The organism is Paenibacillus sp. S28 (assembly GCF_016624415.1).
Classification (GTDB): domain Bacteria; phylum Bacillota; class Bacilli; order Paenibacillales; family Paenibacillaceae; genus Paenibacillus_AQ; species Paenibacillus_AQ favisporus.
This window is the reverse complement of record NZ_JACVTM010000003.1, coordinates 116,401-130,914: the sequence shown is the minus strand read 5'-3', so window position 1 is coordinate 130,914 and position 14,514 is coordinate 116,401. Positions and strand designations below refer to the sequence as shown.

12 protein-coding genes are annotated in these 14,514 nt (G+C 54.7%); 1 reads left to right on the top strand and 11 read right to left on the bottom strand.

Going from position 1 to position 14,514, the window contains the following annotated elements; translation table 11 throughout:
• Nucleotides 1–15: 15 nt before the first annotated feature.
• The 7 genes from mutM to pnpS form a co-directional block, all read right to left on the bottom strand.
• Nucleotides 16–849 (bottom strand): DNA-formamidopyrimidine glycosylase, encoded by an 834-nt coding sequence (mutM, locus tag IAE55_RS09160; protein ID WP_105441746.1) that lies wholly within the window; start codon nucleotides 847–849, stop codon nucleotides 16–18.
• Nucleotides 850–976: 127 nt separating this feature from the next.
• Nucleotides 977–3,643, bottom strand: a complete 2,667-nt coding sequence (polA, locus tag IAE55_RS09155) for a DNA polymerase I (protein ID WP_200631792.1) — start codon at nucleotides 3,641–3,643, stop codon at nucleotides 977–979.
• Between the two features lie 178 nt (nucleotides 3,644–3,821).
• Nucleotides 3,822–4,481: a phosphate signaling complex protein PhoU gene (phoU, locus tag IAE55_RS09150; RefSeq protein WP_145160147.1), complete on the bottom strand. Its 660-nt coding sequence runs from the start codon at nucleotides 4,479–4,481 to the stop codon at nucleotides 3,822–3,824.
• A gap of 49 nt (nucleotides 4,482–4,530) precedes the next feature.
• Nucleotides 4,531–5,286: a phosphate ABC transporter ATP-binding protein PstB gene (gene pstB / locus IAE55_RS09145; protein ID WP_076170457.1), complete on the bottom strand. Its 756-nt coding sequence runs from the start codon at nucleotides 5,284–5,286 to the stop codon at nucleotides 4,531–4,533.
• Nucleotides 5,287–5,431: 145 nt separating this feature from the next.
• Nucleotides 5,432–6,622 carry a methyl-accepting chemotaxis protein gene (locus IAE55_RS09140; protein ID WP_200631791.1) on the bottom strand — a complete coding sequence of 397 codons (1,191 nt, stop codon included), beginning with the start codon at nucleotides 6,620–6,622 and terminating at the stop codon, nucleotides 5,432–5,434.
• 153 nt (nucleotides 6,623–6,775) lie between these two features.
• Nucleotides 6,776–7,510, bottom strand: a complete 735-nt coding sequence (locus IAE55_RS09135; protein WP_105441749.1) for a response regulator transcription factor — start codon at nucleotides 7,508–7,510, stop codon at nucleotides 6,776–6,778.
• Nucleotides 7,511–7,675: 165 nt separating this feature from the next.
• Nucleotides 7,676–9,481 (bottom strand): two-component system histidine kinase PnpS, encoded by a 1,806-nt coding sequence (gene pnpS, locus IAE55_RS09130; protein ID WP_145160151.1) that lies wholly within the window; start codon nucleotides 9,479–9,481, stop codon nucleotides 7,676–7,678.
• 155 nt (nucleotides 9,482–9,636) lie between these two features.
• Here pnpS and yfbR point away from each other — a divergent pair, with 155 nt between their 5' ends.
• Nucleotides 9,637–10,296, top strand: a complete 660-nt coding sequence (gene yfbR, locus IAE55_RS09125) for a 5'-deoxynucleotidase (protein ID WP_200631789.1) — start codon at nucleotides 9,637–9,639, stop codon at nucleotides 10,294–10,296.
• Between the two features lie 178 nt (nucleotides 10,297–10,474).
• Here the strand turns inward: yfbR and IAE55_RS09120 are convergent, their stop codons facing one another.
• The 4 genes from IAE55_RS09120 to icd all read right to left on the bottom strand — a co-directional run bounded on the left by IAE55_RS09120 (nucleotide 10,475) and on the right by icd (nucleotide 14,398).
• Nucleotides 10,475–11,350, bottom strand: a complete 876-nt coding sequence (locus IAE55_RS09120) for an SDR family oxidoreductase (protein WP_076170461.1) — start codon at nucleotides 11,348–11,350, stop codon at nucleotides 10,475–10,477.
• A 237-nt stretch (nucleotides 11,351–11,587) separates the two neighbouring features.
• The gene (locus tag IAE55_RS09115; protein ID WP_094595712.1) at nucleotides 11,588–12,013 is read right to left on the bottom strand and encodes a hypothetical protein; all 426 of its coding nucleotides are present in this window, start codon (nucleotides 12,011–12,013) and stop codon (nucleotides 11,588–11,590) included.
• A 135-nt stretch (nucleotides 12,014–12,148) separates the two neighbouring features.
• Complete coding sequence (gene mdh / locus IAE55_RS09110; RefSeq protein WP_200631787.1) at nucleotides 12,149–13,090, bottom strand: malate dehydrogenase; 942 nt, start codon at nucleotides 13,088–13,090, stop codon at nucleotides 12,149–12,151.
• A gap of 15 nt (nucleotides 13,091–13,105) precedes the next feature.
• Nucleotides 13,106–14,398, bottom strand: a complete 1,293-nt coding sequence (gene icd / locus IAE55_RS09105) for an NADP-dependent isocitrate dehydrogenase (protein ID WP_145025270.1) — start codon at nucleotides 14,396–14,398, stop codon at nucleotides 13,106–13,108.
• Nucleotides 14,399–14,514: the final 116 nt, after the last annotated feature.

The following is a 14,514-nucleotide window of genomic DNA, read 5'->3' as shown; positions in this document are numbered from 1 at the left end:
GCCCAGTTCGAATTGTTACGATTTCAGGGTTTGGCAGGACGGGCAGAAATGGGTTCCGCGCCCGCCAACGACCGTTTTCTCCACGGCGGTGCCGCAATTTACGCACGGCTGGTTCTGCCGGCCGTAAATCTTCAGCTGGTGCTGGAACATGCCCATCTCACCTTGTCCATTGACATAAGACTTGATGGACGATCCCCCCACCTCAACCGACTCGGCGAGCGTGGCTACAATCGCCTGATGGAGCGCTTCGAGCTGCCCATCCGTCAGCGTATCGGCCGGCTGCTCGGGGTGAATGCCCGCCCGAAACAGCGACTCATCCACATAAATATTCCCAATGCCGACGATATATGCCTGATTGAGCAGGACAGCCTTGATTTTGGTCTTCTTCCCCTTCAGCGTTTCTTTGAAACGCTCCAGCGTAAACGCCGGATCCAGCGGCTCCAATCCCAGCTTGGAGAGCGGGGGAAGCTGGAATTCCTCTCCGGGCTGGAACAAATGCATCGTTCCGAACTGCCGCACATCCTTGTACCGCAGCTCGGTGCCGTCGGTAAAGTGGAAAATGACATGCGTATGCTTTTCCACCGGATCACTGCTCTGGTATACCCCGTATCGTCCCTCCATCCGCAAATGGGAGACGAGCACGAGCCCGTCCAGCAGGATCCGCAAAAATTTGCCGCGCCGCTCCACACCTTCAATGGTGTGTCCGGCCAGCATCCACGCAAACTGATCTATATCATCGGGGCGCTGAATGATCCGCGCCAAATTCACACTAACGCGGTCAATCATCTTTCCCTTCACGAGCTGATTGAGTGTTCTTTTGACTGTTTCGACTTCCGGCAATTCCGGCATGATGACTTCACCTCAACCTCTATTATAGCGTAAGACAGCCCCACAAAGCGGCGCTTTTTCTTCGAAGTTTGCTCAAGAATTTCGCGGGGAACCCGTAAGATTTACACACGGGCGCTTGCGGAGCCCTTTATTTCGCCTCGTACCAATTGACTCCGTAGCTCACTTCGGCTTTGAGCGGTACGGACAGGGCCAGCGCACGCTCCATCGTCTCCGGCACCAATTTTTTCATGAGCTCCAGCTCTTCCTCAGGGACTTCGAATACCAATTCGTCATGCACCTGAAGCAGCATGCGGCTCTTCAGCTTCTCTTTGGCCAGCGCCGCATCCATCTGAACCATAGCCAGCTTGATGATATCGGCGGCGGTGCCCTGGATCGGCGTGTTCATCGCAGTTCGCTCGGCGAAAGAACGCAGATTGAAGTTGCTCGCATTGATTTCCGGCAAATAACGTCTGCGCTCCAGCAGCGTGGTGACATAACCGTCGCGCTTGGCGTCTCTGACGATATCGTCCATATATTTGCGAACGCCCTGAAAGGCATCGAAATATTGATCGATAAATTGGGCCGCTTCCTTCCGGGTAATGTTCAGGTTCTGGGACAGACCATAGTCGCTGATGCCGTACACGATACCGAAGTTAACCGCTTTGGCGGACCGGCGCATATTGGCGTCAACGTCTTCGGCTTTAACACCGAACACGTCCATGGCTGTCTTCGTATGGATGTCCATATCGTGCAGGAAGGCTTCCTTCAGCCCTTCATCCCCCGAGATATGGGCCAGCACCCGCAGCTCGATCTGCGAGTAGTCGGCGGCCAGAATGTACCAGCCCGGTTCGGATGGCACGAACACTTTGCGGATTTTCCGTCCTTCTTCCAGGCGGATCGGGATGTTCTGCAGGTTCGGGAACTGGCTGCTTAGGCGTCCTGTAGCCGCAATCGTCTGGCGGTAATACGTGTGCACCTTGCCCGTTTCCTCCGAAATTTCCTTTAACAGTCCTTCCACATACGTCGACTGAAGCTTGGCGATGGTCCGGTACTGCAAAATCAGGCGTACGACATCGTGATACGGTGCCAGTTTCTCCAGCACTTCGGCGTCGGTGGAATAGCCGGTCTTGGTCTTTTTCACAACAGGCAGGCCCAGCTTGACGAACAGAATCTCTCCCAGCTGCTTCGGCGAGTTGAGGTTGAACTCGGTGCCTGCAATTTCATAAATCTGCTCGACCAGCGACTTGATCTGGGACTCGAATTCCGTTCCGAGCGCCTTCAGATCGTCCTTGTTGACCGCGATGCCCTGCTTCTCCATGTCCGCCAGAATTCGCGACAGCGGCATCTCCAGGTCATGGAACAGCGAGCTCATCTCATTGTCCGTAAGCTCCTTCTCTTGAAGCGGCATGATCTCCAGCAGCGCGGCGCTCTTTCGGGCCAAGTGCCCGCTCAGCACGTCCAGCTCCGGCACCTTGTATTTTGCGCCCTTGCCGAATACGTCCTCATCCGCCGCCAGCATCGGCAGCCCGTACTTGGAAGCAAGCGCGTTGACATTCTGGTTCGCTTCCGTCGGATCGAGCAAATACGCGGCCAGCTGCACGTCAAACGACGCCCCGGCAAACGCGATTCCCTTCCAGTGAAGCGCCAGGTCGGTGCGGTGCAGGTCATATCCCCGTTTCGGAACATCCGGGTTCCCCAGCCACGTCCGCAGAGGCTCCGCCCAAGACTCGTTCATTCGCTCGAACGGAACGTAGTAATGCTTCGGCTCGGTGGAGAACATGACCCCGATCACGTCGGCGTGATGCGGGTTCTCTCCGCTGGTCTCGACATGAATAAGCTGCACGGCGTCCAATGCAGCGATCAGCTCGTCCGCATTTTCGCCGTCAACGACGGTGACCTCGATCTCCCGTTCGGCAGCCTTGGCCTGCTCCTCATCCGAGTGCGTGTTACCGTCCGCATGGAAAGACAACCGCTCCAGCAGCGATTTGAATTCCAGCTTGGCGAGCGCAGGCCCTGCCGTTTCTTCCTTCAAGCCCGGGAATACCATCTCGTTAAACGATTTGTCCAGCGGCACTTCGCGGTAAATGGTCGCCAGCTTCTTGCTGAGAACCGCGTCATCGGAATGGGTTTCGATCTTTTCCTTCATCTTCCCCTTCAGCTCGGCCGTATTGGCCAGCACTTCCTCGACCGATCCAAATTGGTGCAGCAGCTTGAGCGCCGTCTTCTCGCCGACGCCCGGAATTCCCGGAATGTTATCCGACGGGTCGCCCATGAGGCCCTTCAGGTCAATGATTTGAAGCGGGGTCAGTCCGTACCGCTCCTTGATTTGCTCAGGTGCGTAGGTTTCGATTTCCGTTACCCCTTTGCGTGTCAGGCCCACCTGAACATGGTCCGAAGCCAGCTGCAGCATATCCTTGTCCCCGGTCACGACGAGAATTTGCTGCCCTTCCTCCTCGGCGATGCGGGAGACGGTCCCGATGATATCGTCCGCCTCGTAACCGCTCAGCTCATATTGGGCGATGCCAAAGCTCTGCAGCAGCTCCTTGAGCAGCGGGAACTGTTCCGACAGCTCCGGCGGCGTCTTTTCCCTTCCGCCCTTGTATTCCTGGTAGCCTTCGTGGCGGAACGTCATTTTTCCGGCGTCAAACGCAACCATCATGTGCGTCGGCTTATGGTCTTCGATCAAACGCAGAAGCATATTCGTAAATCCGTACACAGCATTCGTATGCAGACCCTTGGTGTTCGTCAGTGGGGGCATTGCGAAAAATGCGCGGTAAATAATACTGTTTCCATCTATCAAAATCAGCTTGTTCATTGGGCACCTTCCCTTTATCAAACGTCCTTCATTTATGATACCATACGCGCCCCTTTTCGAGAAAAAATTAGGCCGTTTTGCCGCAAATCTCCTAAGCGTAATTTCTGTCAATTCCTTTACGACAAAAAAGGAGCTTCCCGCCTGTGCGGGTCAGCTCCTTGATCTCATGTATATGATATTATTGATTCAAATCAGGACGCCGGCCGGTGACGAGATACACTGTGCTCTCCCCGATATTCGTGGCGTGATCGGCGATCCGCTCGATGTACCGGGCAACCAGTGTGAGCAGCATCGCCTGCGACAGCGTTTCGGGATTCGAGGCGATATAGCCATACAGTTCCGTGATGATCCGGCTGTAGAATTGGTCCACCTGATCGTCGTCCTTGGCCATTTTATAAGCAAGGTCGGTATTTTCGTCCAAGTAAGACGTAATAGACTCCTCGATCATCACTTGCACCAGCTCAGCCATTTGCGGAATGTCGATCAGCGGCTTGATCAGCTCCTGCCCCTGCAGCCGCAGCGTCACCTTGGCAACATCAAGGGCAAGGTCTCCCATGCGCTCCAGATCGCTCGAAATTTTAAAGGCTACGAGAATTCTCCGCAAATCCTTGGCTACCGGCTGCTGGGTGACGATCAGGCGAGAGCCGATGTCCATGATCTCCTCTTCCATCGCGTTCAGCTTGGCGTCATCCTTAACGATTTGCTGTGCCTTCACCGCATCGAGCGTTTTCAGGCTGACAACCGCCTCTTCCAAAGCATGAACCACATGCGCGCCCATCTGGCGAAGCAACGTGCGCAGTACCTCTAAATCCTGATCCAACTCTTTTCTCCGAATCATCGCTGCCCTGTTCCCCCTAGGATATATTTAATGCTCATCTTGCTGCCGGTTACCCGAAACGCCCGGAAATATAATCTTCGGTACGGGAGTCCCGTGGGTTGGTGAACAACTCCTTGGTATCGTCGGCTTCGACGACTTCCCCGTTCAGGAAAAATACCGTGCGGCCGGAAATCCGGGCAGCTTGATGCATATTGTGAGTAACCATAACGATGGTATAGGTCTCCTTGAGCTCCTGTACCAATTCCTCAATCTTTAGTGTCGAAATCGGATCGAGCGCAGAGGTCGCCTCATCCATCAGAAGAATGTCCGGCTGAACCGCCAAAGCTCTGGCAATGCACAAACGCTGCTGCTGTCCGCCCGAGAGGCTGAGGGCCGAACGCTTCAAGTAATCCTTGACCTCTTCCCACAGCGCGGCCTGGCGCAGGCTCTGCTCCACAATTTCGTCGAGCACCTTCTTATCGCGCGTGCCATGCAGACGGGGGCCGTAGGCAATATTGTCGTAAATCGATTTGGGGAACGGATTCGGCTGCTGGAACACCATGCCCACCTGCTTGCGAAGAGCTTCCACGTGCACGTCATTGCCGTAAATATCTTTGCCGCCGATCTTGACGGAGCCTTCGATATGCGTGCCTGTGATCATGTCATTCATCCGGTTCAGCGTCCGCAGCAGGGTCGACTTGCCGCATCCGGAAGGGCCGATAAAGGCAGTGATCGTTTTCTCGGGAATGTCCAGGTCTATATTTTTAAGCGCATGAAACTGCTCGTAGTACAAGTTCAACTGCTCAATATCGATAATATCTTCCATTTACAATCGCTTCTCCTTTTTTCAAAAAGGGTCTATGAAGTTCAGTTCATCTATATGGCACCTATCTATAGTAATGCCGTTATGTAAATGCTGTGTCCCACAATTGTAAACGCAGTGTAAAATGTGTAAACTAGCAGATCCAATATTAAGCAAAAGAACTCCCTTTTTCCAGTTCCTGCCTGATGACGGCGGCCCGTATGGCCGTATCTCCCGCCAACCGGTTCACGATTTCACCGGTCCCCGCCACGTGCTCGACCGCCTTTTCCAGTTCACCGAACATCCGGCTTCCTTCACCCAGCAGCTCCGCGCTGGCCGTGATCTCGCCCACTCCGGCCGTGGTTAAAGCCCCCGTTTCCTTCGCCAGCCGGCTGATGCTTCCGAGCAGTCCGGAAATATCCGCCGCCAGCTGCCGGGTCTGTCCTGCGAGCGACCTGACTTCAGCAGCGACGACCTGAAAGCCGCGTCCGTGCTCACCGGCATGCGCCGCCTCAATCGATGCGTTCATGGCAAGAAGATTGCTTTTATCCGCAAGCTCCGAAATGGTCCGGGTCAATGCCGAGATCGTGTCGACATCCTGGATCAGCCGGGCCACCTGCTGCTGATTCTCGTTCATCCGTTCCACCACATTGGAATAGGACTGGCTGACCTCATCCAGCTTGCTGCGTCCGTTCAGCGACCATTCCTTCATCTGGCGGCATTCTATCAGCGTGGCGTTCGCCGCCTCCGCTACCTGCTGCAGCGATTCCTCCATGCCGGTGACATGCCTGAAGCTCTCCGCTACCGTCTGCCTGCGCCGCTGCTCAGCCCCCGTCTGAAGCAGGCCCGACATAATCATCAAATCCAGGACCGTCAACACGCCTGCCAGCTGCCCGTGATCCGTCAAAATGACACAGTCATAAAATTGGGATTCGGGGCGGTCCAGCGCCTGCTGGATCAGCAGTCCGGGATCGGCTCCAATGTCGGCGATCAGGGGCTGCATATCCGCAAATTTCTCTACCGGACGGGCAAAATACAGATCGGCGCCGAACCGGCCGGTCAGCTTCCGGTAAAAGGTGTCCCGCATGACCAGCCCAAACGGCTCGCCCTCTTTCCCTCCGATGACCACGCAGGGAAGATCCGGCTGCTCCTTGATCAGCTCCAGAACTTCACGGCAGCTCGTCTGAGCGTCCAGCAGCGGAACCATCCGGCAGTATTCCGCCGGCGTGGGGCGATCCCCGGAATCCCCTCCTCCCTGCGTGTTGGCTTCGGTATGGCCTTGTGCGGAGGCGTTACCTTCTTGAGCTGGGTTTCCATTTGCACGAATGCTTTGTTCCAGATCGGCGTACAGTGTGGACAATATGGCCCTCCCCCTCTTCGGCTCTCTAGTCTTTAGCCGCATCATACCTCCCGAGCGTTAAGAGAATATGCGGACAATGTAAATTGTATGTAAACCTATGATCAAAGAACTAGTTCCTTAGGTCTAATGCATGCAAAAAAAGAAGCTCTCTCCTTATTCCACAGGATGAGAGCTTCTTTTTTTATTGACGACCAGCTTATAGCCAACGCCGCGGATTGAATCAATATGAACGGATTCGGGATCAAGCTCCAGCTTCTTGCGCAGGGAGCTGACATGCACATCCACCGTCCGCTGACCCCCGATGTAATCAAAGCCCCATACCGCGTTCATCAAATCATCCCGGGTCAGGACAACGCCGGGTTTGCGGGCGAGGTACAGCAGCACTTCAAATTCCTTCGGCCGCAGATTAATGCTGGTACTGCCCAGCATCACCTCGTATTTCTCCGGATAAATCTCCAGCTGTCCGAGTGTGATGGCCGAGGTAGGCGATTCCGGAACGGCCGCCGATTCCTCTCCGGGACCGGACACTCTGCGAAGCACGGTGCTTACGCGCGCCAGCAGCTCCGAAACCCCGAACGGTTTCGTAATGTAGTCGTCGGCGCCCAGCTTAAGGCCCTGCACGACCTCTTCCTCCGCGTTTTTGGCCGTCAAAATAATCACCGGCGTCTCCATTCCCTTGCTGCGGAGTTTGCTCAAAATGTCAAATCCATTCATTCCCGGCAGCATCAAATCCAAAATAATGAGGTCGTAAGGCTCATGGGCGGCCCGCTCGTACCCGGACGTGCCGTGGTCTTCAATCGTGACATCGTAGCCTTCCTGCGTCAAGTTGTACGAAAGCAATCTGGCGAGCGTCGGCTCATCCTCGATTACCAACAATCGTTGAGTCATATTCACCGGTCCCCCTGTTTCTTGTATCAAATGAATGAATGCTGACAAGCAACATCTTATCATCTGATTGTTAACGCTGTGTAAAAGAATACATGATGTTTACCTTTTTCGAAAAGATAAGCCTATTGTCTCTAACGAAAAGGGGGAATATTCCATTCCCCCCTTTTACGCACCGTCCTGCTCCTGAAGCATCGGAAGCTTAACGGTAAACGTGGTGCCGATGCCGAGCTCGCTTTCCACGGAAATCGCCCCGTGATGAAGTTCAACCAGATGCTTCACGATCGAAAGCCCCAGCCCGGTCCCTCCCGAGCTTCTCGATCTTGCCTTATCCACCCGGTAAAAGCGTTCGAAGATCCGCGGCAGGTCCTTCTTCGGAATGCCGATGCCGGTATCGGAAACGGCGAATACGACTTGATCGTTTCCGTCGGCGTCCTGCTGATCGCGCACGGACAGCTCGACTCTGCCGCCATCCTGGGTATAGCTGATCGCGTTCGAGAGCAGATTGATAAAAATCTGCCGCAGCTTGTCCTCATCCGCTTCGATAAACAATTCATCCGGAATGTCCGTCTGCAGCGTGATCCTTTTTTTCCTGGCGACCGTGCCGAGCGTCTCCATCATCGTCCCAAAAAACGTGGACACGTCAACGGGAGCGTAATCCATCGGCGACTGCTTGGATTCGATTTTGGACAAATCCAATATATCGCTGATCAGACGGTTCAGCCGCTCGCTTTCATCGAAAATGATCTGCAAAAACGACTTGGCCGTTTTCTCGTCATGGACGCCGCCGTTCAGCAGGGTTTCGGCAAAGCCCTTGACCGCTGCCACCGGCGTCTTGAGCTCATGGGACACATTGGCCACAAATTCGCTGCGCATATTCTCCAGCCTGCGGATCGCGGTAACGTCCTGCAGCAGAAACAGCATGCCGCTGAACTCTTTGCCGCTCTGCTCCCGGAACATCGGGACCCCGTCCATGCGGAGGATCGTTTCCTGCGGAATGTAGACCTTCCGCTCCTCGTGGATTTCGATGCGCTCGGAGATCCCTTCCTTGATCAGCTTCGTCAGTTCGTAGTACTGCTTCAGCTCATCATACGAGCGGCCGGTAATGTGTTGGGCACTCACGCTCAGCATGTTCTCGGCGGCCGGATTCACCAGCGCGATCTTCCCTTCGGCATCCACAAGCAGAATGCCTCCGGTCATATTGTCGAGCACGCTCTGCAGCAGATCCTCATTGTCCTGGATCGTTTTCAGCTGTGTCTGCAGGCTGTCGGCCATCCCGTTGATCGCGTTGCCCAGTAGGCCGATCTCGTCCTTTCTGCGCAGATCGACGCGGGCGTCGTAATCCTGCTGTGAAATGCGTCTGGCCACCCGGGTGATCTTCTCCAGCGGCGACGTCATCCCGGATGCGATGCGGTAGCTGATCAAGGCAGCCGCGGCAAACAGGATCACAAGGCCGACGGCCATGACCATCCAGCCGTTCCGGACACCCTCATCGACGGATTTCAGGCTGACCGACAACCGGATGAAGCCGTCAAAATTCGCGCCGGAAGTCACCGGCACCGCCACATACAGCATATTCTGACGGAGCGTATCACTGTAACGGATGGCGTGCCCCACCCCTTCTTTCGAAGCCGTTACAACCTCCTCCCGCTTGCTGTGGTTGTCCATCTCCAGCGGATTGCTCTCCGAATCGCCGACCACGGTGCCATCCCTTTTAATAAAGGTCACCCGCGCTTCCGTCAGCTTGCCGAGCTTCCCGGCTTCGCCGGTATAATAGCTGACCGCATCCGCCCCCTGCATCGGTATAAAGTCAAACGTGGTGCTGAGCAGCTTTATTTCGCGGACCATATTCTCTTCAAGTCCCGTAATATGCGATTTCTTGAACACCTGGGCCATCGTGATGCCTGCCCCGAGCATGGATACGCCGATCATCACCATAAGAATCAGCGTCAATCTGATCCGAAAAGGTTTCATGGTTCCCTTCCTTTATCCTCAAGTTTCCTCTTTTTCTATTCCTAATCCTAACGTGAATCCCGCCCTTTGACCAGTGGAAAATGGACAGCCCTGTTCCGGGGCGCCTCTTCCCGGATATAATAATATCTATCCAGCTTCGAAAGGAGAACCGAACGTTGAACTATCATTTTTCCGCTTACATGTACCGTCTGCAGTATATCCAGCGCTGGAGCCTGATGCGCAGCACCTCGCCGGAAAATGTGGCGGAGCACTCCTATCACGTCGCTCTGCTCGCACATATGCTCTGCCATATCGGCAACGTCTTCTTCGGGCGCCGGCTCAACGCGGACCGTGCCGCGTCTCTCGCCTTGTTTCACGACGCGGCGGAGGTGTTCACCGGCGATATCGCTACTCCGGTGAAGCATAACAACCCGCGGCTCCTCGGAAGCTTCCGCGAGATGGAGCAGATCGCCGCGGAGCGCCTCGCCGGCATGGTGCCTCCGGAGCTGCAAGCGGTTTACGGCCCCCTCCTTCATCCGAATACTGTGGATGAACAGGAGTCCGAGCTGCAGCTCTATGTCAAAGCCGCCGACAGGCTGGACGCGTACCTGAAGTGCACGCGCGAGGTTGCTGCAGGCAACCGGGAATTCGCCGCCGCCAAGGAGCAGACACTGGCGAAGATCCGCCAGATGAAGCTCGCCGAGGCGGATTATTTCCTGGAAAATATGGCGCCGAGCTTCGAAATGTCGCTGGATGAGCTGTCCGCCGACGATGAAGGCGGCAGTAATCCAGCCGACACTGCCGACGATGGAAATCACGGCGGCAGTCTGGAATGAAGCTGCCCCCTGACGCCACCACCAAAAAAGGTTGTACCCGGATTCCTTCTTCCGGGTACAACCTTTTATTCAAGGGATGCTTGAAGTCAATCCCTATGGATAACAACCGATCCAAATATGGGCTGCGGCTGCCAGACGTTTTAAGGCATCGCTGCCCTTTTTTAACGTTCCGCTCGGCTTAGCCGTTTACGACTTCGCCGCCGTTCACGTGGATCACCTGTCCGCTGACATAGGACGAGTCATCCGACGCCAGATAGACATAGGCCGGCGCCAGCTCTTCCGGCTGACCCGGACGCTTCATCGGCTGCGACGCGCCAAACTGGCTCACCTGCTGGGCGTCGAACGTGGACGGAATGAGCGGGGTCCAGATCGGGCCCGGAGCGACCGCGTTCACGCGGATGCCCTTCTCCACCACGTTCATGGACAGCGCGCGCGTGAAGCTGACGATTGCGCCCTTCGTCGAGGAGTAATCGATCAGCGTCGGGTTGCCTTTATAGGCCGTAATAGAGGCCGTGTTGACGATCGCGCTGCCATTCTTCAGATACGGCATCGCCATCTTGGTCATAAAGAACATGCCGAAAATGTTCGTACGGAACGTCTTTTCGAGCTGCTCCTTCGTAATGTCCTCAATTTTCTGCTGCGGATGCTGCTCCGCCGCGTTGTTGATTAGAATATCCAGTCCGCCAAGCTCCTGTACCGACTGGTTGACGGCGTTTTTGCAGAAGGACTCGTCTCCAATATCGCCAGGGATCAGCAGGCATTTGCGTCCTTCCTGCTCGATCTGGCGCTTCGTTTCTTCGGCGTCCCCGTGCTCATTCAGGTATACGATCGCGATATCGGCACCTTCTTTGGCGAAAGCTACGGCCACCGCACGGCCGATCCCGCTGTCGCCGCCGGTGATGATCGCCTTTTTGCCCTGCAGCTTGCCCGCGGCTTTGTAATCCTTGGGCTCGTATTTCGGTAGAGGGTTCATTTCCGATTCCGTCCCCGGCTGATGATTCTGATGCTGAGGAGGCAGAGTTTGTTTAGATTGCGATTGCGAATTTCCTGACATCATTCATTCTCCTTTCACGGATGGGTTTCATCGGTGCACATGCCATCACATTCCGTATTAGGATGGCATATGACGGATGGATTATTCTCTACCGTTGATACTTACCACATCGCTCCCGGAGTTAAACAGAAGAAGACCGCTCTCCATCAAGAAAAAGCAGCCCATGGATCATTATTGCAAAAAAAAAGATGACCCCGCAATGCGGAGTCATCTTCCAAACGATAGATACCTTATAGCTTAAATAATGTGGTTGTAGACCATGAAGAAGGTCATGATCAACAGGCAGATCGCCAGCAGGGCGCTGAGCGTACGGATTTTCCCCATTTCTACGGAAATATCCCTTTTTTCCTGAATGCCCTTGATCGCCAGACGGAGCGGCTTGCCCATGATTCCGCTGATTGCGCCAAGCGCCAGCAGCAGGATGACAATAATGATCATCCACGGCACGGAATAGTCGCCTTGGCTCATCAAATAGCCGCCTGTCAGCAGCTGGATCACAAGGCCTACCTGAGCAAACGTATTGAGGCTGCGGATGGCTGCCGCGCTGCCTTCCTGAGCAGGGAGTGACAAACCGGCCACTTTACCTACAACGAATGGCAGAACCAGATAGAATCCGAGAGACAACGCTCCCAAAATATGTACGAAAAACATCACAGTGGTCATTCCATTTCCTCCCCGCGTGCTTGTGTTTCCATAACATTCATTATACTTATAAACCTTTGAAAAGAAAAGAAAACCTCCATGGTTGTCACACATTAGAGGTTTTCTTGTTCAAAGTTTGGACACGAATGGTCCCGCTTATACATTCACTACAGCGATGACATTGCGGACGGAATCGGCCGATTGATCCAGCGCCGCTTTTTCTTCGGCCGTCAGCTCCAGCTCGAAAATTTTCTCGATGCCGCTGCCGCCTAGAATTGTCGGTACGCCTAGGAAAATGTCATGGTAGCCGTATTCGCCGTCAAGGCGCGCGATGACCGGAATAATTCGTTGCTTGTCCTTGAGGATGGCTTCCGCCATTTGCACCAATGAGGCCGCCGGGGCGTAATACGCACTGCCGTTGCCGAGCAGGTTGACGATTTCGCCGCCGCCGACGCGGGTGCGCTGCACAATTTCCTGAATGCGCTCCGGCGATATCAGCGTGTCGATCGGAATACCGCCGACGCTGGAATACCGCACGAGAGGCACCATATCGTCGCCATGTCCGCCAAGCACAAAGCCGCGCACATCCTCGACGGAGACGTTCAGCTCCTGTGCGATGAACGTGCAGTAGCGGGCCGTATCAAGGACGCCGGATTGGCCGATCACGCGGTTTTTAGGGAAACCGAGTGTCTTGTAAGCGACATGCGTCATGGCGTCCACCGGATTGCTCAGGATAATCACGATCGATTCCGGCGCTACGCGTTTTACGTTGTCGCAGACCGATTTAACGATGCCTGCATTGGTGTTCACGAGGTCGTCACGGCTCATGCCCGGTTTGCGGGCAACGCCGGCCGTAATGATCACGATGTCGGAGCCAGCCGCATCATCGTAATTCGAGGTACCGATGATCTGACTGTCAAAGCCTTGAACAGGACTCGCTTCCAGCATGTCCAGCGCCTTGCCCTTGGTTGGGTTCTCCAGTTGAGGAATATCCAGCAGCACCACGTTGCCAAGTTCCTTTTGCGCGAGCATCAGCGCCGTCGTGGCACCGGTAAAACCGGCACCCACAACGGTAATCTTTTTACGAGTCAAGGCCATGATCGGATCTCTCCCCTACATGTTTTTGATAACTTCGTCAGCAAACTCGGAGCATTTGACTTCCGTCGCGCCTTCCATCAGACGGGCGAAATCGTAAGTTACTGTCTTATTGTTAATCGACGTTTCCATGCCTTTGTAGATCAGATCAGCCGCTTCCTGCCATCCCAAGTGCTCAAGCAGCATAACGCCGGACAGGATAACCGAACCCGGGTTCACGACGTCTTTGTCCGCGTATTTCGGAGCTGTTCCGTGCGTTGCTTCAAAGATCGCGTGTCCTGTCACATAGTTGATGTTCGCTCCTGGCGCGATACCGATACCGCCGATTTGAGCAGCAAGGGCGTCGGACAGATAGTCACCGTTCAGGTTCAGGGTTGCAATCACGTCGAAGTCCGTCGGACGAGTCAGCACCTGCTGGAGAGCGATGTCGGCAATCGCATCCTTGATGATGATTTTGCCTTCGGCTTCAGCGGCTTTTTGAGCGGCATTCGCAGCGTCTACGCCGTCTTTTTCCTTGATGACGTCATATTGTGCCCAAGTGAACACTTTATCGCCAAACTCCTGTTCGGCCACTTCGTAACCCCAGTTCTTGAAGGCACCTTCAGTAAATTTCATGATGTTGCCTTTGTGAACGAGCGTCACGCTCTTACGGCCGTGCTTGATGGCGTATTCTACTGCAGCGCGAACGAGGCGCTTGGAGCCTTCGGAAGATACCGGCTTGATTCCGATACCGGAAGTTTCAGGGAAACGGATTTTGTTAACACCCATTTCTTCCTGGAGGAATTTGATGACCTTCTTCACTTCCTCCGAGCCTTCCTTGTACTCGATACCTGCATAGATGTCTTCCGTATTCTCGCGGAAGATGACCATGTCGACCAGCTCAGGATGCTTAACCGGAGAAGGCACGCCGTTGAAGTAGCGCACAGGACGCAGGCAGACGTACAGGTCGAGCTCTTGGCGCAGGGCTACGTTCAGGGAGCGGATACCGCCGCCGATCGGCGTAGTCAAAGGTCCCTTGATGGCTACAATGTACTCGCGGATAGCTTCGAGCGTATCGTTCGGCAGCCACTCCCCGTATGTATTGTAGGCTTTTTCACCGGCAAATACTTCATACCAGGCGATTTTTTTCTCGCCGTTATAAGCTTTCTCAACAGCCGCATCCAGAACGCGCTTGGAAGCTCTCCAAATATCGCGGCCGGTGCCGTCGCCTTCGATGAACGGAATAACTGGATTGTTCGGAACCTGCAGCTTGCCGTTCGTTATTTCAATCTTTTCACCTTCGGTAGGGAGTGCAAATTTCTCGAGTTTCATGAATAAATTCCTCCTTATAGTTTTCGTCGGGCATCAGATTTCTGCCGGGACAAGCACAAAGCCAGAGGGAACCGCCCGTGCCCGGGTTGATCGTTCACGGTGTTCCCCCTTTTCCT

What these genes read in the sequence shown, in the direction of transcription:
- icd (WP_145025270.1), bottom strand. Translation starts at nt 14,398, where the DNA reads ATGAAACTCGAGAAATTTGCACTCCCTACCGAAGGTGAAAAGATTGAA.
- phoU (WP_145160147.1), bottom strand. Translation starts at nt 4,481, where the DNA reads ATGATTCGGAGAAAAGAGTTGGATCAGGATTTAGAGGTACTGCGCACG.
- pnpS (WP_145160151.1), bottom strand. Translation starts at nt 9,481, where the DNA reads ATGAAACCTTTTCGGATCAGATTGACGCTGATTCTTATGGTGATGATC.
- mdh (WP_200631787.1), bottom strand. Translation starts at nt 13,090, where the DNA reads ATGGCCTTGACTCGTAAAAAGATTACCGTTGTGGGTGCCGGTTTTACC.
- IAE55_RS09120 (WP_076170461.1), bottom strand. Translation starts at nt 11,350, where the DNA reads ATGTCAGGAAATTCGCAATCGCAATCTAAACAAACTCTGCCTCCTCAG.
- polA (WP_200631792.1), bottom strand. Translation starts at nt 3,643, where the DNA reads ATGAACAAGCTGATTTTGATAGATGGAAACAGTATTATTTACCGCGCA.
- IAE55_RS09135 (WP_105441749.1), bottom strand. Translation starts at nt 7,510, where the DNA reads ATGACTCAACGATTGTTGGTAATCGAGGATGAGCCGACGCTCGCCAGA.
- IAE55_RS09115 (WP_094595712.1), bottom strand. Translation starts at nt 12,013, where the DNA reads ATGACCACTGTGATGTTTTTCGTACATATTTTGGGAGCGTTGTCTCTC.
- pstB (WP_076170457.1), bottom strand. Translation starts at nt 5,286, where the DNA reads ATGGAAGATATTATCGATATTGAGCAGTTGAACTTGTACTACGAGCAG.
- mutM (WP_105441746.1), bottom strand. Translation starts at nt 849, where the DNA reads ATGCCGGAATTGCCGGAAGTCGAAACAGTCAAAAGAACACTCAATCAG.